The sequence below is a fragment of the Sphingomonas mollis genome, from assembly GCF_016427505.1.
Taxonomy (GTDB): domain Bacteria; phylum Pseudomonadota; class Alphaproteobacteria; order Sphingomonadales; family Sphingomonadaceae; genus Sphingomonas; species Sphingomonas mollis.
On sequence record NZ_JAELXS010000003.1, the window covers coordinates 1 to 19,874 of the forward strand.

General features: G+C 67.1%; 17 protein-coding genes and 1 tRNA gene. 6 read left to right on the plus strand and 12 right to left on the minus strand.

Features of this window, described 5'->3' with window-relative positions; all coding sequences use genetic code 11:
- Nucleotides 1-119 precede the first annotated feature (119 nt).
- The 3 genes from JAO74_RS05825 to JAO74_RS05835 all read right to left on the minus strand — a co-directional run bounded on the left by JAO74_RS05825 (nucleotide 120) and on the right by JAO74_RS05835 (nucleotide 3,480).
- Entirely contained in the window at nucleotides 120-407 is a 288-nt protein-coding gene (locus JAO74_RS05825; protein WP_199036115.1) for a UvrB/UvrC motif-containing protein, read from the minus strand.
- Nucleotides 408-449: 42 nt separating this feature from the next.
- Complete coding sequence (locus JAO74_RS05830) at nucleotides 450-1,901, minus strand: T6SS phospholipase effector Tle1-like catalytic domain-containing protein (RefSeq protein WP_199036117.1); 1,452 nt, start codon at nucleotides 1,899-1,901, stop codon at nucleotides 450-452.
- Nucleotides 1,902-2,169: 268 nt separating this feature from the next.
- Nucleotides 2,170-3,480, minus strand: a complete 1,311-nt coding sequence (locus tag JAO74_RS05835) for a lipopolysaccharide biosynthesis protein (RefSeq protein WP_199036118.1) — start codon at nucleotides 3,478-3,480, stop codon at nucleotides 2,170-2,172.
- A 283-nt stretch (nucleotides 3,481-3,763) separates the two neighbouring features.
- Here JAO74_RS05835 and JAO74_RS05840 point away from each other — a divergent pair, with 283 nt between their 5' ends.
- Nucleotides 3,764-4,792: a glycosyltransferase family 2 protein gene (locus JAO74_RS05840; protein WP_199036121.1), complete on the plus strand. Its 1,029-nt coding sequence runs from the start codon at nucleotides 3,764-3,766 to the stop codon at nucleotides 4,790-4,792.
- 197 nt (nucleotides 4,793-4,989) lie between these two features.
- Nucleotides 4,990-5,301 carry a nucleotidyl transferase AbiEii/AbiGii toxin family protein gene (locus JAO74_RS05845; protein WP_332908753.1) on the plus strand — a complete coding sequence of 104 codons (312 nt, stop codon included), beginning with the start codon at nucleotides 4,990-4,992 and terminating at the stop codon, nucleotides 5,299-5,301.
- 352 nt (nucleotides 5,302-5,653) lie between these two features.
- On the opposite strand, the gene JAO74_RS05850 is transcribed toward JAO74_RS05845, so the two are convergent.
- The 5 genes from JAO74_RS05850 to infA all read right to left on the minus strand — a co-directional run bounded on the left by JAO74_RS05850 (nucleotide 5,654) and on the right by infA (nucleotide 7,740).
- A tRNA-Phe gene (locus tag JAO74_RS05850) sits at nucleotides 5,654-5,729 on the minus strand.
- Nucleotides 5,730-5,758: 29 nt separating this feature from the next.
- On the minus strand, nucleotides 5,759-5,932 hold the full coding sequence (locus JAO74_RS05855) for a DNA gyrase inhibitor YacG (RefSeq protein WP_416194294.1): 174 nt from the start codon (nucleotides 5,930-5,932) through the stop codon (nucleotides 5,759-5,761).
- On the minus strand, nucleotides 5,932-6,876 hold the full coding sequence (locus tag JAO74_RS05860) for a ribonuclease (protein ID WP_199036125.1): 945 nt from the start codon (nucleotides 6,874-6,876) through the stop codon (nucleotides 5,932-5,934). The genes JAO74_RS05855 and JAO74_RS05860 overlap by 1 nt, the downstream gene beginning before the upstream one ends.
- Nucleotides 6,869-7,453: a Maf family protein gene (locus JAO74_RS05865; protein WP_233150727.1), complete on the minus strand. Its 585-nt coding sequence runs from the start codon at nucleotides 7,451-7,453 to the stop codon at nucleotides 6,869-6,871. The genes JAO74_RS05860 and JAO74_RS05865 overlap by 8 nt, the downstream gene beginning before the upstream one ends.
- A gap of 68 nt (nucleotides 7,454-7,521) precedes the next feature.
- On the minus strand, nucleotides 7,522-7,740 hold the full coding sequence (infA, locus tag JAO74_RS05870; RefSeq protein WP_007403889.1) for a translation initiation factor IF-1: 219 nt from the start codon (nucleotides 7,738-7,740) through the stop codon (nucleotides 7,522-7,524).
- A 365-nt stretch (nucleotides 7,741-8,105) separates the two neighbouring features.
- On the opposite strand from infA, the gene glmS reads away from it, so the two are divergent.
- On the plus strand, nucleotides 8,106-9,917 hold the full coding sequence (gene glmS, locus JAO74_RS05875) for a glutamine--fructose-6-phosphate transaminase (isomerizing) (RefSeq protein WP_199036127.1): 1,812 nt from the start codon (nucleotides 8,106-8,108) through the stop codon (nucleotides 9,915-9,917).
- Between the two features lie 99 nt (nucleotides 9,918-10,016).
- Here the strand turns inward: glmS and JAO74_RS05880 are convergent, their stop codons facing one another.
- A complete protein-coding gene (locus JAO74_RS05880; protein WP_199036129.1) occupies nucleotides 10,017-11,960 on the minus strand; it encodes an AI-2E family transporter in 1,944 nt (647 codons plus the stop codon).
- Between the two features lie 244 nt (nucleotides 11,961-12,204).
- On the opposite strand from JAO74_RS05880, the gene JAO74_RS05885 reads away from it, so the two are divergent.
- A complete protein-coding gene (locus JAO74_RS05885; protein WP_233150728.1) occupies nucleotides 12,205-13,323 on the plus strand; it encodes a YihY/virulence factor BrkB family protein in 1,119 nt (372 codons plus the stop codon).
- A 61-nt stretch (nucleotides 13,324-13,384) separates the two neighbouring features.
- Nucleotides 13,385-16,039: a porin family protein gene (locus JAO74_RS05890; RefSeq protein WP_199036133.1), complete on the plus strand. Its 2,655-nt coding sequence runs from the start codon at nucleotides 13,385-13,387 to the stop codon at nucleotides 16,037-16,039.
- A gap of 8 nt (nucleotides 16,040-16,047) precedes the next feature.
- Here the strand turns inward: JAO74_RS05890 and JAO74_RS05895 are convergent, their stop codons facing one another.
- The gene (locus JAO74_RS05895; RefSeq protein ID WP_199036135.1) at nucleotides 16,048-16,995 is read right to left on the minus strand and encodes a phytanoyl-CoA dioxygenase family protein; all 948 of its coding nucleotides are present in this window, start codon (nucleotides 16,993-16,995) and stop codon (nucleotides 16,048-16,050) included.
- A 201-nt stretch (nucleotides 16,996-17,196) separates the two neighbouring features.
- Between JAO74_RS05895 and JAO74_RS05900 the strand changes: the two genes are divergently transcribed.
- Nucleotides 17,197-17,550, plus strand: coding sequence for a hypothetical protein (locus JAO74_RS05900; protein WP_199036138.1), 354 nt, complete (start codon nucleotides 17,197-17,199; stop codon nucleotides 17,548-17,550).
- Nucleotides 17,551-17,580: 30 nt separating this feature from the next.
- Here JAO74_RS05900 and JAO74_RS05905 read toward each other — a convergent pair whose 3' ends face one another.
- Together JAO74_RS05905 and JAO74_RS05910 are read right to left on the minus strand one after the other, a co-directional pair.
- Entirely contained in the window at nucleotides 17,581-19,119 is a 1,539-nt protein-coding gene (locus JAO74_RS05905) for an ABC transporter permease/substrate-binding protein (protein ID WP_199036140.1), read from the minus strand.
- The gene (locus tag JAO74_RS05910) at nucleotides 19,116-19,868 is read right to left on the minus strand and encodes an ATP-binding cassette domain-containing protein (protein WP_199036142.1); all 753 of its coding nucleotides are present in this window, start codon (nucleotides 19,866-19,868) and stop codon (nucleotides 19,116-19,118) included. The genes JAO74_RS05905 and JAO74_RS05910 overlap by 4 nt, the downstream gene beginning before the upstream one ends.
- Between the last annotated feature and the right edge of the window lie 6 nt (nucleotides 19,869-19,874).

The window sequence follows — 19,874 nt, forward strand, 5'->3', positions numbered from 1 at the left end:
AAAGTCACACCCTCCTACGCGTGCGCGATCGTGCGCGGGGGTGGGTGGCGGGCGGTCTACGGTTAGAAAGAGCGGTTTCTTGACGGGATACCTTAGGGCCTCTCTGTAGGACATCCTTCCTAACGCCGTTCCGCCTTCGTCCGCCGGCGACCGGTGGTCATCAGGTCGGGTTTGGGCGGCGGTGTCCAGCCGGCGGGCGGGGCGACTTGCTGGCGGCTGGAGCCGAGCCCCATCGATCCGGGTTGCTGGCGGCGGATGCCGGCGGTTTCTGCGGTGGCCGCTTCGGTCATCGAGGCGCCGCCGCGGATCAGGTTGATCTGGTCGCGTAGGCGGCCGGCTTCCTCGAAGTCCATCGCCCGGGCGGCGGCCTCCATGCGGGCCTGAAGTTCCTCAATATTCTGCGCCATGGGGTAACAACGACCCGTGCCGCGAGTCCGATCCGGATGGCATCAGCCCGTATAATAGCTGGCGACGGTCTTGTGGTCGCGCAGGCTGGCGGGGCGGTAGGGTTTCATCTCGCCCATTTGCGGCACGGGGCCGGCGGCGAACCGTTCGAGCACGCTGGGGTGCAAAGGCGCGGCGGGATCGACCTTCCGCACCGTGCGCCGCCATGTCAGGCGGTCGCCGGTCACTCGCCGCAGCCATCGCGGCTGGCTGTCGAGCATCCGCTGCACCTCGTCATGCTGCAGGCCGGTGGCATCCGGGCTGGTGACCAGCAGATCGGCGCGGATCTTCACGCTGCCGGCCATGGCGGTGGTGAATTCGTCGACCATCCAGCGGAGCGCGATGTCGGACAGGCGCGATTCATCCTCCGGATAACTGCCGCCGATGTCGGAGTGATTGCCGGCGAACCAGCGCGGTCGCAGCCAGTCGGTGCGGCCTTCGGCCTCGTTCAGTCTGAGGTCCTGCGGACGCGCCCAGGGGACGAAGGGGAAGCGTGTCCGTTCCTCGTCCAGCGACAGGGCGTGGCGGAGATAGCGAACCTCGCGATCGACATAGCGGTCGTAATGCTTCCCGCTCCACCATGCGAGATGGCCGACGCGGATCGCGGCGATCCAGTCGAACGGGTTCCACCACCGCACGCGCCGGTTCGGATCGGCGAAGAAATACTTAAATTGGTCCGCCCATATACGCAGCAGCCATAACAGCGCCGCCGCCGGTACAAGTGCAGCGAGGCTGGTAAGCCACCACGGCGCGATCGATCCGATCGCCAAAGTCAGGCCGATCATCACCACGAAGCCCAGCGTCGCGATCAGCGTGGCGGTGCGGCTGCCGAGTGCGGCGACCGTGTCGAAGACGCCGATGAAATAGGGCTGCACATTGGCCTGCTTCTCGCCATCGATACCTATGCCTTCCGAGCCATAGGTCGTGCGGAAGCGTTCGGCCTTCGTCTCGCGCTGCCTTTCATATTGCGCGCGTTTCGCGCCGGCGCCGTGATTGTACACGTCTTTCACCGCCACGCTGGCGATGCGGCGCAGGGCTGCGCCGTAGCGCGGCACCGGCGTGCCATCGGCGGTTCTGGTCGGCACGCCGCACAGGTTCAGCACGTTCGCCAGCGCCCGGACGGTATAGGCGCCCCGGCTGAACCCGAACAGGCAGATGCGGTCGCCGGGCCGGTAATTGGCGATGATCGCGGCGTAACAGTCGATCACATTTTCATCGATGCCGGTGCCGACCGCCGCCGCCAGCATGTTGTGCAGCCGGCGAAAGGTCAGCCCGCCGACCTCGCCCGCGCCCAGACCGGGATCGTAAAAGGCATATTGTTCGTCCCAGCCCATCGGTGAATCGGGGCCGGGCCGCATCGCGCGATAGAGCTTGTAGATGTTGGACAGGCGCTGGTCCGGTCGCAACCCGCCGATCTGGCCGGTGCCGTCCGAAAAGATGAGCACGTTCTTCGCCATGTCGGCTCCGCCCCCCGATCCCGTCCCCGATCATTGCCGTCGCGATCCGCGAGTCGGTGATGCCAGGCCGGGGAGGATATTGTCGCTTCGGAAGGAAGAAGTCATTTCCCGGTCGGGCCTTCCCGGGTTCAGGCCCGCGAGCGGCAACTCGGTACGCATGTGGTCGCGCATCCCCTTCGCAGCATTCCAACGATGCTGCGCATCGCTGAAACCTTGGCCGGTTCCGCCCCGCTAAGGTCGGTCGATTCGATGCCGACGAGCACGTCGTTCAGCTCGGCTGTCTCGTCCTGCTGAGCAGCATCATGCCGGTAACGGTCAGCGATCCGGTCAATATGGCAGCGGCCATGCCGATTTCTCCCATAGAGGGAAGAAGGAGAATGGCTGTCGCGAACATCAACCCGGCGCCCAGAATTCTTATGAGAAACACACGGCCCGCCTCGCCGCGGGCAGTCATCAGGGTATCCAGGCCGATGGCGACCAGATCGACCGACCCGGCCGCCGCCATCCAGACGATGATCGACGATCCATGGACGAAATCGCGGCCTCCGACGAGCCGTAGCACCGGTTCTCCCAGCATGATGGCCAGAACCGTCGTGATCGTTCCGACGAGAATGCTGGCGGCGACCGTTCGGAGCGTGAGCCGGCGGATGACATCTTCCCGCTCCGTCCTTACGGCAAGCACGACCTGCGGCAATGCGGCTCTCGACATCATCTGCCCGAGCTTGGTCAGCGCCTGGGCCAGCTGCGATGCGAGGCGGAACGCGCCAGCCGCCGCCACGCCCAGTTCGCTTCCGACGATCAGCAGAGGTATCTGCTTGGTCGCCATCCCCAACGTCGCGCTCGCGTTCGTGCTGATCGCGAACTGGATGAACCGGGGATGCTCACGGATGCCCCTCGTAATGCTGCGTTCGCGCAGGATCAGGCGTAGATCTCCGGTTCGATGGACCATGTACCAGTACACCGCGCTGGTGGCGATCTCACCGGCCGCCCAGACGGCGAGGAAACCCTGGATCGTCGGATGGAACACCATGACCAGGACCGATCCGATGACCCTCACTACGGGCATCGTGCTGTCCGCCATGCTCGCCAGCGCGAACCGGTCCCGCAGCCGCAGGATGCCGACGGCCGAAGACCTTATCGCGAAGACCTGGATGACGCAGTAGATCAGCGCCGCCCTTTTGAGGGTCGGCCCGATGCCGAGCTGTTCGCTCCAGATTTCCAGGATCGCGAAGGCGAGCAGCGAGCCGATCACCGCACTGAAGACGTCGAGGAACACGCACGACCGGAACAGCCTGCCGAGCCTGGCCTCCGACTTCGGACTGATGGCCGTTCCGAACTGGATGACCACCTGCCAGCTCTGGAATGCGACGAGCGCCGAAAGAGCTTGCGCTGCACCCGATATGAGTGAGAACCGGCCGAACCCGGCGATGCCGAGGGAGCGAGCCGCGATCCCGAGATAAACGAGCGACAGAACTGCGACGAGACCTCGGCTGGCCAGCATCCAGCCGAGGTTCTGACCGATCGACCGCCAGATGCCGGCACGCGATTCCAGTTCGGCTGAGGGGCGCATCAGGTCCATTGCATCCCGCGATTAGAGTAGATCGGTCACGCGGCGCAACAACGGGCCTCGGCGTTACCGTCCGTTCGAGGCGGTCCGAAGCAGGACGGGGGGCGAAGCGGGTCACGGACATGCGAGGTTGGCCTTCCTGGCATAGGCTGCTCAGCATCCGCCTGCCCATGCCCGTCTTATGCGCTGTCATTGCGCGCCAACCCAGCCATCGTCATTCGTCCAACCCGTATCCGGATGCAGATGCCCGACCCGCATGGTCTGTCACCCGGTACTCGTGTAGGACGACGAGGACATGACCAGGCCGCTCGTCTCCGTTCTCATTCCCACCTACAATCGCGCTCAGTACGTCGCGGCCGCCATCGAAAGCGTGCTGACGCAGACCCTTCGCGACATCGAAGTCGTCGTCGTCGACGACGGATCGACCGACCAGACCGGCGACCTGCTGGCAGCGATCGGCGACCCAAGGCTCCGCGTCGTGCGACACGAGCAGAACCGGGGTATTCCGACCACGCGCAACACGGCGCTGACAGAGGCGCGGGGACGCTACATCGCCTGGCTGGACAGCGACGATGTCTCGCGTCCGACGCGGCTGGCGGAGCAGATGGCGTTCCTCGACCGGCATCCTGACATCGCGATGACGGGTTCGTGCGCGGGCAAGCTGCGCGCCGACGGCACACGCAGAGCCGGTACACGGGTGCCGCCGCTCGAACCGGACCTTATCGCGGCGTGGATGCTCTTCCGATCCGCCTTCCAGCAGTCCTCGGTGATGGGACGGGCGGAGGTCCTCCAGCGCTACAGGTACGATCCCGCCTATCCCGTATGCGAGGACGCGGACATGTTCCTCCAGCTCCAGCGAGAGCATCGGCTGGCAAACATGCCGCGTGTGCTGGTCGACCGTCGGATCCATCCGGACCAGTGTGTTCGACAATGCCAGGACGAAATCCGGGCACGGAAGATGGCCTTGGCCGCACCCATGCTGGACGAACTGCAGGTGGATGCCAGCGAGGGCGATCTGAAGAGGCACGTGCTGCTGGGTCAGGCGAATCTGCCACCGGAGGCCGTGGATTCCGATTTCCTTGCGTGGACGCACGACTGGCTGCGGAGGCTGATGACGGCGAACCAGCGGGTGCGGATGGTCGAGAAGCACGCGCTGGCGATGGCCAGCAGCTACTTCTGGATACTGGCGGCGAGCGCGGCGGCGTCGAGGTTCGGCAGGTTAGTGGTGGCGCGTACCTTCGTGGCCGGGCCGCTCGGCGGGCTCATGAACCGTTCGACGATCGTTTGGGCGAAGCGTGCTCTTCCAGCCTATATTGCTCGCTAGTCACGAGTGCGAGACCCGCCGCGAAAGACGCTGAGACTCCTGGTAACTCGCGAGCGTGCATAGGCTTTCATTGGGAAGCGTGTCGGCGGGATTGTGCATCGAGCAAAATCTGGCAGCGGCATTGACTGGCAGGTAGGAACTGGAAGAAAAAGCGTAACAACTGCTTCGGATGTGCATGCATCCCGATTTGACCGCACATTCCGGTAACCGTGGATATAGGCTGCGATGACGCAGTCGCGTCAAAAGTGGAACCGATGAATCACCCCTCGCTTCTCGGGATGGAGGAGCCAAGCATTCAGGCCTATCCGCCGGCGGCCGTCATAGCAGAGAAGTTTCAGGCCATGGTTGTCATCGGCATGATCAACGGGCGGATGAGGGACCATCATGACCTCTGGGTCATTCCGAACGCAATCAATGTCCGGCTTGCCGATCTTTGCGGCCATCGCAGCAATGTTAGCACGCAGAAAAACGATTATTCCATCGGATCGGCCGGAGGGCCTGTCGCGTGAATAGGCCTCGCTTTCGTTACGCTCGCCGACGTCGTGGAGACCGTTTGGTTGGGCCATCATGCTTGCGAATCGCCTCCGCGGCACGTCCTCACCGAGCCGGATGCGGCCCAGCCAGGCCGCAATTTCACGTTCGTTCAGGGACGGAGCCATCGAATCGCTGAACTGACAATTCCGATGTCTTCGCGTCGACGGCATCGGCTGCGCTATCTTCACCCATAAGCCGTAATTCCGCGGCCCCGGCGAGTTTGATCGATCCACGAAGTAAAAAGCGGAGTTGACCGTTTATGGGGGCGAACTTCACGTCTGATTGGCGAAACGACAAGGTAGCGCCGACAAAGCATCTATGAAGGCGTGGTGCCCGGGGACGGATTCGAACCGCCGACACTGCGATTTTCAGTCGCATGCTCTACCAACTGAGCTACCCGGGCTTGTCCGACCAGCGATCGGAAGCGCGTCCCTAGTCGTGCTCCTCGGGGTTGTCCAGCCCCTCCGGTGCGGCCGGGCCGCCCGGGATGCGATAGCCTTCGCCCAGCCATTGCAGCAGGTCGCGGTCTCGGTGGCGCGCGGAGCAGAAGGGGCGATAGGCGGGGTCGGTCGCATCGCCGCAGATCGGGCAGGTCGGTTTGGCCATCATATGTCCCATTCCATCACGACACCCGTACGCCGGGTGAGTTCCGCCAGCCAGTCCGGCCGGGCCGTCAGCCGGGCATGGACCGCGGGCGATACGCGGTGGCGGCGCGGGCCGCCGGGGGGTGTCCGTTCGATCTGGCGCAGCAGCGCGCGGGTGGCGGCGCCGACCGGATCGGCGCGCAGCCGTTCGGGCAGCGAGGCGCGCGGGCGAGGACGGATGATCTGGAGGAAGCCGAAGCCGTTCATCGCGGTGCGCTCGAACGGCGGCGGCAGATGCTCGTCGATCGCCATCGCAACGGCGTGGCGACCCGCCTTGCCCTCGACGGTGGGAAAATCGATGCCGATCGATCCGCCGATCGCATGCCGCCGGATCGCCGCCGCCACGACGGGCGCGGCGGCGAGGGCAAGTGCATCGGCGGGCGGCGCTCCGTCGACGTCGAACAGCGTCATCGCCGGGGTGGGCGTCATGCGGAGCGTGCCGCCGGTGAAATCGATGTCGCCGGTGCGCGCTTCCTCCAGCACCTCCGACCAGCCGGCCTGTTCGAGCAGGTCGGGTTCATGCGCGCGCACGGCGCGGACCGGATGGCCGGTCGCGTGGAGCCGGGCGAGCAGGTCCGGGCCGGCGGTGGGGGCGTCGTCAGTGGGGATCGCCTTGGCAGGCTTCAGGCGGACGGCTTCCCACATCTGTTCGCGGGTGATCGCCACGGTCAGCGCTGACCCTTGCGTGATCCCCGGCGGCAGGGTGCCGACCAACACCTCGGCACCGCCATCGAGCGTGACGCGGCCACGGCGGACGGGGATCAGTTCGACCAGCCGCGCGCGGTGGATCGCGCCGACGAGCGGGCCGGTATCGTCGGTTTCGACCAATGCCTCGACGATGCGGCCGTCATCGACCAGCGCGGCGCGCGCCTCGCCGATCCCGGCTTCGTAGAGCCATTCAGGCAAGCGGCAGGCCGGCGGTCTTCAACAGGGCGCGGGTTTCGAACAGCGGCAGGCCGACGACGCCCGAATGGCTGCCCGACAGGAAGCGGACGAACGCCTCGGCCCGGCCCTGGATGGCATAGCCGCCCGCCTTGCCCAGCCCCTCGCCGCACGCGACATAATCGTCGATCTCGGCGGGGGTCAGCGGCTTGAACGCGACGATGGTGTCGGCGAGGCGGGTGCGCTCCTTGCCGCTGCGGTCGATGACGCAGACCGCGGACAGCGCGTGGTGGCGACGGCCCGAGAGCAGCGCGAGCAACCGGCGCTGCACCGTCTCGGTGTCGGCGGGGGGCAGGATGCGGCGGCCGACCGCGATGGTGGTGTCGCCGGCGATCACGATCTCCCCCGCCGCCCGGTCCACCGCGCGCGCCTTTTCCACCGCGAGGCGCAGCGCATAGACGCGTGGCACCTCGGCGGGGAAGGGTGTCTCGTCGATATCGGGAGCGGCGACGCGCACGGGTACGACGCCGATGCGCGCGAGCAGATCGCGGCGGCGGGGAGAGGAGGAGGCGAGGACCAGATTGACGGTATCACCCATCATCGAACCGGGGTCATCGGACGGGGAGCCTCGCGGATAGCGACATCACAGGGGACGTCCCGCGAAACGGCTTACTTGAACCGATACGTGATCCGTCCCTTGGTCAGATCATACGGGGTCAGTTCGACCAGCACCTCGTCACCGACGAGCACGCGAATGCGGTTCTTGCGCATCTTGCCGGCCGTGTGACCCAGAATCTCGTGATCGTTCTCGAGCTGCACGCGGAACATCGCGTTGGGGAGCAATTCCACCACGCGGCCGCGCATTTCGAGCAGTTCTTCCTTGGCCAAACAAAATCCTCAACTTGTCGTGAAAGCGCGCCGCCTTAGCGGAGCGGCGCCCGAAAGGGAAGGTGGGAAGGCCGGCATGGTGCCACAAGGCCGTGGTGATAGCCTTGATCGCCGCCCGACCTGCCCCACAGCGGGACGTTATATCGAGGGGAAGCCGACGGCGGACTTGCGGTTCGAAGAGTTCATGATCGGGCAACGCTTCGTCCATGAGGTGCGGCATATGGTGCGCACCGTGCCGATGATGGCATGTTCCGCCACCTTATAGGTCGCTTCAAGGTTCCATATTGGTGCCGTTGTGCCGGTTACGCGGCACTGCCATGGCGCGCCCGATCCATTCTTCCTGCCTTTCACCGGAGATCGCCCGCATGTGCGGTATCGTTGCCTTCGTCGCCGACCATTCCATCGAGGAGCGTACCGTCCATGCGCTCGAAAAGCTGGAATATCGCGGTTATGACTCGTTCGGCTTCGCCTTTGCGGGTGACGACGGGTTCGAGATCGTGCGCGGCGTCGGGCCGCTGTCGGAATCGACCGCGCGGCTGATCGCGGGCGGGTTGCCGCCGACAGGAACGGCGATCGCCCACACCCGCTGGGCGACGCATGGCAAGGTGTCGGTACCCAACGCGCATCCGCACCGCTCGTTCGACGGCAAGTTCGCGGTCGTCCACAACGGGGTCATCGAGAATTATCTGGAGCTGAAGCGCGACCTGACCGCCGGCGGCGTCGTCTTCGCCTCGGAGACGGATACCGAGGTGATCGCGCATCTGCTCGCCCGGCATTACGCGGCGGGCGGCGATCTGGATGCGGCGTTGTTCGCGACGCTGGGCGAATTGTCGGGCGAGTTCGGGCTGGCGATCACCTGCGTCGATCGGCCGGGCCTGTTGATCGGGGTGCGGCGGCTCAGCCCGATCGCGGTCGGGATCGCCGATGACGCGGGATATATCTGTTCGGACCCGGTCGCGGTCGCCGGTCAGGACGGGTGGATCACCTATCTGGAAGAGGACGAGATCGCGTTCGTCACGCATGATGCGGTGCGCGTGGTATCCTTCACCGCACCCGATTTTCCCGGGCGGACGCCGGAACGCCTGCCGCTGGATACCGTGGCGGAGGCGTCCGATCTGGGCGCTTGGCCGCATTACATGATAAAGGAGATCAACGAGGCGGCCGACGCGGTGCGCAACGTGGCGGCCATGTCGCACGAGACGTTCGCGCCGGCGGTGGAGCGGCTGGCGGACAGCGACATCGCGCTCGTGGGTGCAGGCAGCTCGCATTATGTCTGCATGCTCGGCCAGTATTTCTTTCACCAGATCGCCGGCCGCCGCGCGACCTGCCATTCCGCCGACGAGTTCATGAACCTCGCCCGGCTGGATGCGGACAGCATTTTGATCTCGATCTCGCAGTCGGGGGAAACCTACGATACCTTGCGGGTGATGGAGTATGCGCAGGCCGATGGCGCGAAGCTGGTGTCGATCAACAACGTCGCCGGATCGACCGCGCAGCGCATGTCGGACTTCCCGATCCTGCAAGGGGCAGGACGCGAAGTGTGCGTGCTGTCGACCAAGTCGGTCGTCAGCCAGACGGCGATCGCCTGGCGTCTCGCCGCCGAGCTGGCCGCCAACGGTCGACCGGCGGACATGGGGGATCTGACCGCCCTGGCCGCGCAACTCGATCTGCTGGTACAGGGGCTGTCACCGACCATCCGCGATGTCGCCGAACGCTATCGCTGGATCGAACACTGGTTCTTCCTGGGGCGCGGTATCCACTGGCCGGTGGCGGCGGAATCGGCGCTGAAGTTCAAGGAGGTGTCGTACATCCATGCCGAGGCGATGCCGGCCGGCTTCCTGAAACACGGCACGATCTCGCTGATCGACGAGAAGTTCTTCACCGTCGCGTTCATCCCGAACGCGCAGCATGATCCCGAGTCGTTCGCGCATGTCGTGTCGAGCCTGCACGAGATCGCGGCGCGGGGGGGCAACATCATCGGCTTCGGCCATGATCTGCCATCGACGTTCCCGGAAGGATTGCTGGAGGCGTATATCGAACTGCCCAGCGTGTCGAAGTTCATGGACCCGATCATCCAGCTCGTGGCGGGCGAGCTGTTCGCCTATCACGGCGCGGTCAAGCTCGGCCGCAACATCGACCGGCCGCGTGCGCTGGCCAAGGCGGTGACGGTTCGCTGACCGGAACCACCCTCACCCTTCGCCGCCTTCGGCGGCTTTTCCCTCTCCCGGCGGGAGAGGGAGGGAGCGGCGAAGCCGCGGAAGGGTGAGGGTGAGTTCCTAGGCTGCCGCCTGTTCCACCGGCCGGCCGGCAAAGGCCAGTGCCTCTTCCACCGCCGTCCCCAGCGTGCCGACATAGATGTCCGCGCCCAGCGCCCGCTGGATCTGTTCCTCGGTCAGCGCAGCCTCGCCCTCCGGCCACAGGCCGACCATGATCTGCGCGCCCGGCGCATCGCGGCGCAGGCGGCGGACCAGATAGCGCAGGTGGCTGGGGCTGCCGCCGATCTCCAGATAGGACAGGCAGATCAGCTTCGTGCCGGTGTAGTCGATCCGCTCCAGCGCATCGCGACCCACCGCCGCATGCGTGACCCGGCGTACGCCGAAGCCGCGCTTGCCAAGCAACTGCGCCAGCATCGCCGTCACCGCATCGTCCAGCACACCGCGTCCGGCGATGCAGGTAATCGTGTTGTCGCCGCGCCAGTCGTCGGGAGCGACGGGCATCGGCTCGCTGGCGGTTTCCTCGATCGTCTGACTGCCCTGCGGCATCGGGTTGAGCGAGCGGTTCGGCGTGGCGGTGGCGGTGGCGCCGTCATCGACATGCGTTTCGAGTTCGTCGATCACCGTCAGCATCGATCCCACGATCCGCCGGGCGCCGTCATGATCGATCGCGCCGCGCCGCGTGTCCTCCGCCGCCAGCTTCAGTCCGCCGAGTGCGACGACATCGTAATAGGCGGTGATCGACCGGTCCTCCAGCAACGCCTCCGCCTGTTCCAATGCCTCTTCGGGATCGGCGGCGAGCATGCGTTGGTAGAAGCTCTCGACCGGGGTCAGCGCCGGCTGGTCGCCCAGCAGGATATCGACAAACTCCATCGCCGGCACGTGGCGGCCCAGCACGACGAGGCACAAAGTCAGCGGCATCGACAGGACGAGGCCGACCGGCCCCCATATCCATGTCCAGAACACCGCCGCGACCACCACCGACAGCGGCGAAAGGCCGGTGGAATGGCCGTACAGCAATGGCTCCACGACATAGCCGACCAGCGGCTCGACCACCGCGAACAGGATCGCGACCGAGATCACCATGCCCCAGCCGGGATCGACACCCGCCGCCAGCGCCAGCGGCAGCGCGGCACCGAGCAACGCGCCGATATAGGGCACGAAGCGCAGGATACCGGCGAGGATGCCCCATAGCGCCGGCACCGGCACGCCGATCGCCCACAGGCCGATCGCGATGACGGTGCCGAAACTGGCGTTCACCGCCAGTTGCGACAGGAAATACTTGCTCAGGCGAACGCCGGCATCGTCCATCGCCAGCGTCGTGCGGTGCAGGTCCGACGATCCGAACACGCGGATCAGGCGGTCGCGCAGATCCTCCTTCTGCATCAGGATGAAGATCGCGACGACCAGCACGATCACGAACGTCTCGAACGGCGCCAGTACCGGCGTCAGGATCGATCCGGCCATCGACAGCGCGTCGGGTTCGGTTTCGGCGATGCGGACGGGCACCGGCTCACGGCCACGGCTGGCGAGGATGCGTTCGGTGTTGGTGCGCGGCGGGCCGGCGACGGCGGGGGCCGGCGCGGCACGGTCCTGCGCGAAGAACGCGACCCGGTCGGCGGCGAATTTCTTGGTGTTGTCGATCTTGTCCTCGATCGTGCGGGCATAACCCGGCGCGTCGTCGGCAAGCGAGGCGGCCTGCATGCCGACGATCGTGCCGATCCCGCCGAGGATGCCGAGCGCCACCAGCACCGACACCATCACCGCCAGCCCCTTCGGCGCGCGCCAGCGGCGGAGCGTAGCGACGATCGGCGACAGCACGAACGACAACAGGATCGCCAGCGTGATCGGGATCAACACATCCTTGGCGAAGAACAGCCCGGCGATGACGACGACGCCGACGGCGAGGCCCAGCAGGCCGGACACGCCCGGCACCTGGGCCGGGGCGACCTGCGCCGGCCCCGGGCGGCGTGTGATGTTGACCAATTTCCGGTCGGCAGTATCCACGCGGCGTTCCCCTTGTTGTCCGGCCGTAACGTGTCGATCGCTGCTTGTGTCCGGAACGGCGGCACGCCTGCGCTCGTTCGGATGATTAAGGTGGTTCTGGTCGGGCGGCGCGCTCCTGCGAAGGCAGGAGTCCAAGGGTCAGCAGCGATGCGGTTCGTGGCTCTGGGTTCCTGCCTTCGCAGGAACACGGGCGGGTGCGAATTGATCGACCATGGCTGGAATCCGGAAAAAAAGGGCGAACGAGATGGCCGACACATCGGCAACGAACACGGACATGGGCAGCATGGCGCGCAGCCCCTTTGCCATCCCGCCCGCCGGCTGGAAGCAGATATTGCTGCGCACGTGGAAAGAGGCGGGCGATGACAATATAGGACTGATCGCGGCGGGCGTCGCTTTCTACGCGTTCCTGTCGATCGTGCCGCTGCTGGGCGCGATCGTGCTGATCTATGGCATCGTCGCCGATCCATCGACGGTGAACGCCAATGTCGCGGCCCTGACCGGGGTGATGCCGCGTCAGGTGGCCGAACTGATCGGCCAGCAATTGTTGCAGGTCGTGACCACATCGGCCGATGCGAAGGGGTGGGGGCTGCTCTTCGCGCTGGCCATCGCGCTGTACGGGGCGATGAACGGCGCGGGGGCGGTCATCACCGCGCTCAACATCGCGTATGAGGAGCATGAGGACCGCGGCTTCGTGATGCAGAAGCTGTTGGCGCTGGCCGTCACGGTCGGTGCGGTGATGGTCGCGCTGGGGGCGATGCTGTCGGTCGCGGCGATGGCGTTTCTCGACTCGCTGATCCCCGATGCGCCGCGGATCGTGCTGACGCTGTTGCGGTTGCTGTCTTACGTGATCCTGGCCGGCATGGGCGCGGCGGCGGCGGCGACGCTGTATCGTTATGGCCCGGACCGGCGCCATGCGAAATGGGTGTGGCTGACGCCGGGATCGCTGGGGGCGACGCTGATCTGGCTGGCGATGACGGTGGGCTTCGGGTTCTACGTCGCCAATTTCGGCAGTTATGACGCGACGTACGGATCGCTGGGGGCGATCGTCGTGATGCTGACCTGGCTGTCGCTGTCGGCTTACGTCTTCCTGCTCGGTGCCGAACTGAACGCGGAACTGGAGCATCATACCGAGGCCGATACGACGGTCGGCGCCGACCGCCCCGTCGGACAGCGGGGCGCGGCCGCCGCCGACAGCCGGCGCATCACGCCGCCGACCGATGCCGCACCGGTGGTCGAGGGGCCGGCGAAGATCGCGCTGGTGCCGACTCTGATCGCCGCGACCGGGCTGGCCGTCGGTCGTCGCCGTAAATTGCTGGGTACGGCCCTGATGGGTACGGCCTATGCGCTGACCAGACGGCGCTGATCCGGCATACTTGTGCGACAAATGGCTGATAGCGCGATGCCGTCAGGGAGTGAGGAACGGCATGAAATTGGGTCGGTGGATGATGGCGGCGGGCGCGTGGCCGGCGGCGGCGATGGCGCAACAGGCCGAGCCGGCGAGTACGGTGGCGCAGTCGGCAACGCCCGCTACACCGCAACAGACCACCGATGAGGGTGGCGGCACCGACACCGGCGCGGACGAAGAGATTCTCGTCACCGGATCGCGCAACCAGCCGGGATCGGTGATCGGCGACATTCCGCCCGATCAGGTGCTGGGGGCGGCGGACATCCGATCCTACGGCGTCAGCAGCGTCGCCGACCTGTTGACCGAACTGGAACCGCAGACGCGCAGCGGCCGGGGCGGGGCGCCGGTGGTGCTGCTCAACGGCCGGCGCATTTCGGGCTTTCAGGAAATTCGCGACCTGCCGACCGAGGCGATCGCCCGCGTCGAAATCCTGCCGGAGGAAGTGGCGCTGAAATACGGCTATCGCGCCGATCAGCGTGTGGTGAATTTCGTGCTGCGTCGCCGGTTCCGTGCCGCCACCGTCGAGCTGACCGACCGGCAGGCGACCGAGGGCGGGCGCAACACGCCCGAGGGCGATCTGGACCTGCTGAATATCCAGCGTGACCGGCGGACCAGCCTGCATCTGGAGTATCAGCAAAGCTCGCCGCTGTTCGAATCGGAACGCGGCATCCTGCCCGCCGCCAGCGACGATCCCGCCAATCCCGGTTTCGACCAGCGCGCGTATCGCACGCTGTTGCCGTCGAGCCGCAATTTCAGCGCCAACGGCGTCTATGCGCGGCCGTTGCTGGGCACGTCGGCGACGATCAACGGCCAGATCGAGACGACCAATTCCACCGGCCGCCTCGGTTTGCCGGTAATCGCACTGACCGTGCCGGACGGCAGTCCGTTCGCGGCCGGCCGGGTCACGCGGCTGCTCGACGGCGATGGCTTCAATCCGCTGGCGCAGCGGCGTGAGGGCGTGACCGCGCATGTCGGCACCACGCTGAACGGCGATATCGGGCGCTGGCGCTGGTCGTTCACCGGCAATTACGACCGCGACGAACAGCGGACGCGAACCGATACCGGCGTCGACACCAGCGGCTATCAGGCGCGGCTGGACGCGCTCGACCCGACCGCCGATCCGCGCGGTGCCCTGACCCCGGCGCTGTTCGGGCCGCTCACCGTCAATCGCGCGCGGTCGATCAGTTCCTCGGCCGGCGGCGACATGCTGGTGAACGGCACGTTGTTCTCGCTGCCGGCGGGATCGGTCGCGACGTCGGTGAAATTCGGGGTGAGCACCAGCGAACTGGATTCGCGCTCGATCCGGCTGGGATCGACGCAGACGGGCAGCATCTCGCGCGATATCGCCAATGCGCAGGCCAATATCGACCTGCCGATCGCCAACCGCACGCGGGGCGGCCTGAGCGCGCTCGGCTCGCTGTCGGCGAACCTGAACATCGGCGTCGATAATCTGTCGGACTTCGGCACGCTCGTCACGCTGGGGTACGGGATCAACTGGTCGCCGATCGAGGGGGTGCGCCTGATCGGGTCGATCACCGATCAGGACGAGGCACCGAGCGCGCAGCAACTGGGCGCGGCGACCGTCGTCACGCCCAATGCCCGCGTGTTCGATTACGTCCGCGGCACCACCGCGACCGTCACCACGATCAGCGGCGGCAATCCCGACCTGACCGGCGACCAGCGCCATGTCCAGAAACTGGGCCTGACGCTGAAACCATGGACCGAACGCGACCTGACGTTGACCGCCAATTACGTCCGCACCAGCATCGACGATCCGGTGCGCAACTTTCCGGCGGCGGTCGCCGCGATCGAGGCGGTGTTCCCCGACCGGGTGATCCGCGATGCCGATGGGCAGTTGTTGCGGCTGGACGCGCGGCCGATCAATTTCGCGCGCTCGGAACGGTCGGAACTGCGCTGGGGCATCAATTTCTCCAAGCCGATCCGGTCGAAGATCCAGCAACAGCTTGCCGCCTTCCGCGCCGGCACCGGTCCCAATCCGTTCGAGGGGATGACGCCGCCCGGTGGCCGTCGCCCCGACGGCGCGGCCCCGCCGGGCGGCGGCGAGGGTGCGCGGCCACCGTCGGGTGATGGCCCGCGTGGCGATGGTCCCCGCGCCGGCGGCCCCGGCGGCGGTGGCCCCGGTGGTGGTTTCGGCGGCGGTGGCTTTGGTGGCGGCGGGCGCGGGCAGGGCGGAGGGCGGCTGCAATTCGCGGTCTATCACACGCTGCACCTGACCGACCGGGTGCTGATCGCCGATGGCGGCCCCGCGCTCGACCTGTTGAACGGCGACGCCATATCCAACAGCGGCGGCCAGCCCCGCCATGAGGTGGAGGGGCAGGCCGGCTATACCAACAACGGTCTCGGCACGCGCCTGTCGGTCAATTATCTGAGCGGCACCCGTGCCAATGGCGTGACGAGCGCGCAGGACCTGCGCTTTTCCGGCCTGACGACGGCGAACCTGCGGATGTTCGTGGATTTCGGCGGGCGGATCGACTGGGTTCGGGCGCATCCGTGGTTGCGGGGATCGCGGGTCAGCTTCTCGATCGATAACCTGTTCAACCAGCGTCAGGACGTCACCGATGCGAACGGCACGACGCCGGTCAGCTATCAGCCGGACTATCTGAACCCGCTCGGCCGCACCGTGCGACTGTCTGTGCGGAAACTGTTCTTCTAGACCGCAAGTCAGACAGCGGCGGGCCGGATGTACCGCCAGCGCCGGGGCAGCCGGTCGTGCCATAGGGCGGCGCGGCGCTGGCGGTCGCTCAGACCATCGACCAGCGACCGCACGTCCGCTCGGGTCAGGCCGCTGCGGTCGCAATAGAAGGGGCGTTGCGGCTGGCTGGAAAAATAGCTGAAGAAGATCGCGGCGCGGTCGCGGCCGGTGGCGGGCTTGCCGCGGTGGAAGAAGCGCCCGGTATCGGCCAGCACGACGGTGCCGGCCGGTCCCTCGCAACTGATCGGCGCGGCGATCCCGGCGTCGTCGGCCAGCGCGATCACCGCGTCATGGTCGAGCAGGAAGGGATCGGCGCGCTTCGGCCCGGCGGGTTCGGGGATGGGGAGCAGTTCGAACGGGCCGCCATCGCCATCGACGTCGTTCAGATAGACCGCGATCTTCACCATCCGCCGATCCTCACGGTCGCGGTGCCAGCACCGCGTCGCGACCTCGCGGCCATCGGCGACGGTGTACTGGATCGTCACTCCGTCATAGGCGACGGGCAGGCCGAGATACCGCTCGACGAAATCGAGCAATCGTGGGTCGAGGCCCAGGCGATAGATGTCGGGCCGGCGCATCAGCTCTGCGGTCGGCAGCAACAGGAAGTCGCGTCCCCTGGCGGCGCTGCGGCGGAAATGGTCGAGATTGTCCGCGACCAAGGCCGTGGCCTGCGCGATCACCGCCGCCGCACCGGGAATCGCCAGCGCATCGAAATCGGTCGTCGCGACGCCGTGCCGCGAGAGGGCGTCGAACGCCACCGCCTGTGCGTCGTCGGCGGGGGGCAGATGGTCGTGATGGCGTTCCAGCGCGGCGCGATAGCGTCGTTCGCGCAGGCCATCGACCGCGGGCAACGCGGTGGCGCGCGCGACGAGGCGGTACGGCATTTCGGACAGACGACGGGCGACGCGGGCATACATCAAACGATTCTCCCATCGTCTAAAGGTAGCGTCCTCCAACACATCCTGTAGCGAGGACAGTATCTACATTTCCGGACTGCCGATTGCAATCGATCGACTGTCGCGCAATTCACGGTCGCGACCGGCCATTTCCCGGTTCGGGACTGGTTAACAGATCAGCGATGCATGGCGTTGCCGCATCGTTTCAGGAATAGACGAGCGATGAAGTCCACCGAACTTGCCCTGTTGCTGGCCGGCCATGCGCTGGCGGACGGGCCGTTGCAGCCGGCGGCCCTGTCGCGCGCCAAGCGCCGCCGCCGCGCCCCGTCGCGGGTCCGCTGGTGGCAGGCGCTGGGGGCGCATGCCGGCGTGCATGGCCTGATGGTCGCGGGCATCACCGGCCTGCCGCTGCTCGGGCTGGCGGAGGCGACGGCGCACGCGCTGACCGATGGATTGAAGGGGCGGGGGAAGCTGACGCGTGAGCAGGATCAGGCGATCCATATCGCGTGCAAGGTGATGTGGGCGGTGCTGGCCGACCGGCACCGGGCGCGGCGGGCGGTGGAGGCGGTCGACTGACCTGTTCCCCCGGCCTCCGCCGGGGTCCAGCTAAAGGCCGATCTTCGTCGCCAGCCACCTTGCCGCCTGATCGGGCGTCCGTTTGTCCGCCTCGCGATCGACCTGCAAATTCGCCTCCCGCATCGCGGCCACGTCGATGCGCCCCGCCAGCGGACGCAGCGCCGTGAGGAAGCGGTCGTCCTTCGCCCGGTCCGGCGCGACCAGCATGATCGCGTCGTAACCGGGGATGGCGTGTTTCGGATCGGTCAGCACACGCAGTTTTTCCGCCGCGATCCGGCCGTCGGAGGAAAAGGCGGTGATCGCATCGACCCGGTCGCTGGCTAGCGCCTGATACATGAAGGTCGGGCTGTACGGCGTCGTCGCGGCGAAGCGGAACGGATAGGCGCGCTTCACCGCCGCCCATTCCGGCCGTTCGAGAAATTCCAGATCGCTGCCCAGCCGCAGGGACGGCGACTGGGCGGCGAGATCGGCCAGCGTCGCGATGCCCTTCGCCCGCGCGTCGCCCTCTTTCATCGCAAAGGCATAAGCGTTCTCGAACCCCAGCGACGCCAGCAGCCTGACGCCGTGCGTCGTCGCGCTCCACTCGCCGATCGCGCGCAGCATCGCGGCCCGGTCCGGCACGTCGTCGCGGTGCATCTCGTTGGTCCAGATCGTGCCGGCATAATCGACATAGACGTCGATCGCCCCTTGCGCGACCGCACCGAAGATCACCGCCGAACCCAGTCCGTCGCGATACTCGACCCGGTATCCTGCATGCTCCAGCCGCTCGCCGATCAGGCGCGCAAGGATATATTGCTCGGCGAAGTTCTTCGCGCCGACCACCACCGTCCGCCGGTCGTCGCCGCGCGGCCAGAGCGGCGCGGTCGCGGCTGCCAGCCCCATGGCCAGCGCCACCAGCGCACCGATCCACAACCCCTGCCGCCGCGTCGCGATACCGCGCTCGACCAGCCCGACGCCGGCATCGACCGCCAGCGCCAGCAACGCGGCGGCGAAGCACCCGGCCAGCACCAGCGACCAGCTTTGCGTCTGGAGCCCGGCGAAGATCAGGTCGCCCAGACTTGGCTGCCCCACCGTGGTCGACAGCGTCGCCGCGCCGATCGTCCACACCGCCGCCGTCCGCAGGCCCGCGATCGCGACCGGCGCGGCGAGCGGTGCCTCGACCAGCCGCAGCTTCTGCGCGGGCGTCATTCCGACCGCGTCCGCCGCCTCGATCACCGCCGGATCGATGCCGTTGATCCCGGCGACCCCGTTCCGCAGCAACGGCAACAACGCATAGAGCGTGAGCGCCAGCAGTGAGGGCAGGAACCCCAGCGCCGGGATACCGCCGCCGACCAGTGCCGACAGGCTGAGCAGCAACGGGAAGAACAGCGCGAGCAACGCCAGCGACGGGATCGTCTGGACCAGGCTGGCGAAACCCAGCGCCACGCGCGCCACACGGGGATTGCGTGCCGACCAGATCGCGAGCGGCGTCGCGATCAGCACCGCCAGCGCCAGCGCCGATATCGCCAGCAGCACATGCGCGGCCAGCAATAGCGGCACGCGGGTGAGCGCGTCGAGGAAGCCGCTCACACCGTCATTCCCGCCAGCCGTTCGGCCTGCGCACGCGGCACGCCGACCAGCGCCTGTGCCTCCGGTCCGCCGGCGCCGTGCAGCAGCGCCGCCGGCGTCTCGTCCGCCACGACGCGGCCCGCCGCCATCACCACGACGCGGGTGGCGAGCAGCAATGCCTCGGCCATGTCGTGCGTCACCAGCACCGTCGTCAGCCCCAGTTCGTCATGCAGGCCGCGCAATCGCTGCCCCAGCGCGTCGCGGGTGACGGGATCGAGCGCGCCGAACGCCTCGTCCAGCAGCAACAGCTTCGCCCCCGGCGCGAGCGCGCGGGCGAGGCCGACGCGCTGGCGTTGCCCGCCCGACAGTTCCGCCGGCATCCGCGTCGCCAGCGCGCGCGGCAGTTCCACGCGTTCCAGCAAGCCGCCGACATCGGCCGGCGGATCGCTCGCCAGTCGTGGGCCGATCGCGATGTTCTCCGCCACGCTCAGATGCGGGAACAGGCCGATATTCTGGAAGACATAGCCGATCCGCCGCCGGAGCGCGGGCGCCGGCCCAGCCGCGACATCCGCGCCGTCGATCGTGACGCGGCCGGCGCTCGGTTCGACCAGCCGGTTGACCATCTTGAGCAGCGTCGACTTGCCCGATCCCGACGCGCCGACCAGCGCGACGAAACTGCCCGGCGCGATCGACAGCGTAACGTCGTCGACCGCCGTCGTGCCGGCATAATGTTTGCTGACCTGCTCCCAGGCGATGGCGGATGATTGCATCGCCAC

What these genes read in the sequence shown, in the direction of transcription:
- glmS (WP_199036127.1), top strand. Translation starts at nt 8,106, where the DNA reads ATGTGCGGTATCGTTGCCTTCGTCGCCGACCATTCCATCGAGGAGCGT.
- JAO74_RS05900 (WP_199036138.1), top strand. Translation starts at nt 17,197, where the DNA reads ATGAAGTCCACCGAACTTGCCCTGTTGCTGGCCGGCCATGCGCTGGCG.
- JAO74_RS05825 (WP_199036115.1), bottom strand. Translation starts at nt 407, where the DNA reads ATGGCGCAGAATATTGAGGAACTTCAGGCCCGCATGGAGGCCGCCGCC.
- JAO74_RS05895 (WP_199036135.1), bottom strand. Translation starts at nt 16,995, where the DNA reads ATGTATGCCCGCGTCGCCCGTCGTCTGTCCGAAATGCCGTACCGCCTC.
- JAO74_RS05830 (WP_199036117.1), bottom strand. Translation starts at nt 1,901, where the DNA reads ATGGCGAAGAACGTGCTCATCTTTTCGGACGGCACCGGCCAGATCGGC.
- JAO74_RS05910 (WP_199036142.1), bottom strand. Translation starts at nt 19,868, where the DNA reads ATGCAATCATCCGCCATCGCCTGGGAGCAGGTCAGCAAACATTATGCC.
- JAO74_RS05855 (WP_416194294.1), bottom strand. Translation starts at nt 5,932, where the DNA reads ATGGCCAAACCGACCTGCCCGATCTGCGGCGATGCGACCGACCCCGCC.
- JAO74_RS05835 (WP_199036118.1), bottom strand. Translation starts at nt 3,480, where the DNA reads ATGGACCTGATGCGCCCCTCAGCCGAACTGGAATCGCGTGCCGGCATC.
- JAO74_RS05890 (WP_199036133.1), top strand. Translation starts at nt 13,385, where the DNA reads ATGAAATTGGGTCGGTGGATGATGGCGGCGGGCGCGTGGCCGGCGGCG.
- JAO74_RS05840 (WP_199036121.1), top strand. Translation starts at nt 3,764, where the DNA reads ATGACCAGGCCGCTCGTCTCCGTTCTCATTCCCACCTACAATCGCGCT.
- JAO74_RS05865 (WP_233150727.1), bottom strand. Translation starts at nt 7,453, where the DNA reads ATGATGGGTGATACCGTCAATCTGGTCCTCGCCTCCTCCTCTCCCCGC.
- JAO74_RS05885 (WP_233150728.1), top strand. Translation starts at nt 12,205, where the DNA reads ATGGCCGACACATCGGCAACGAACACGGACATGGGCAGCATGGCGCGC.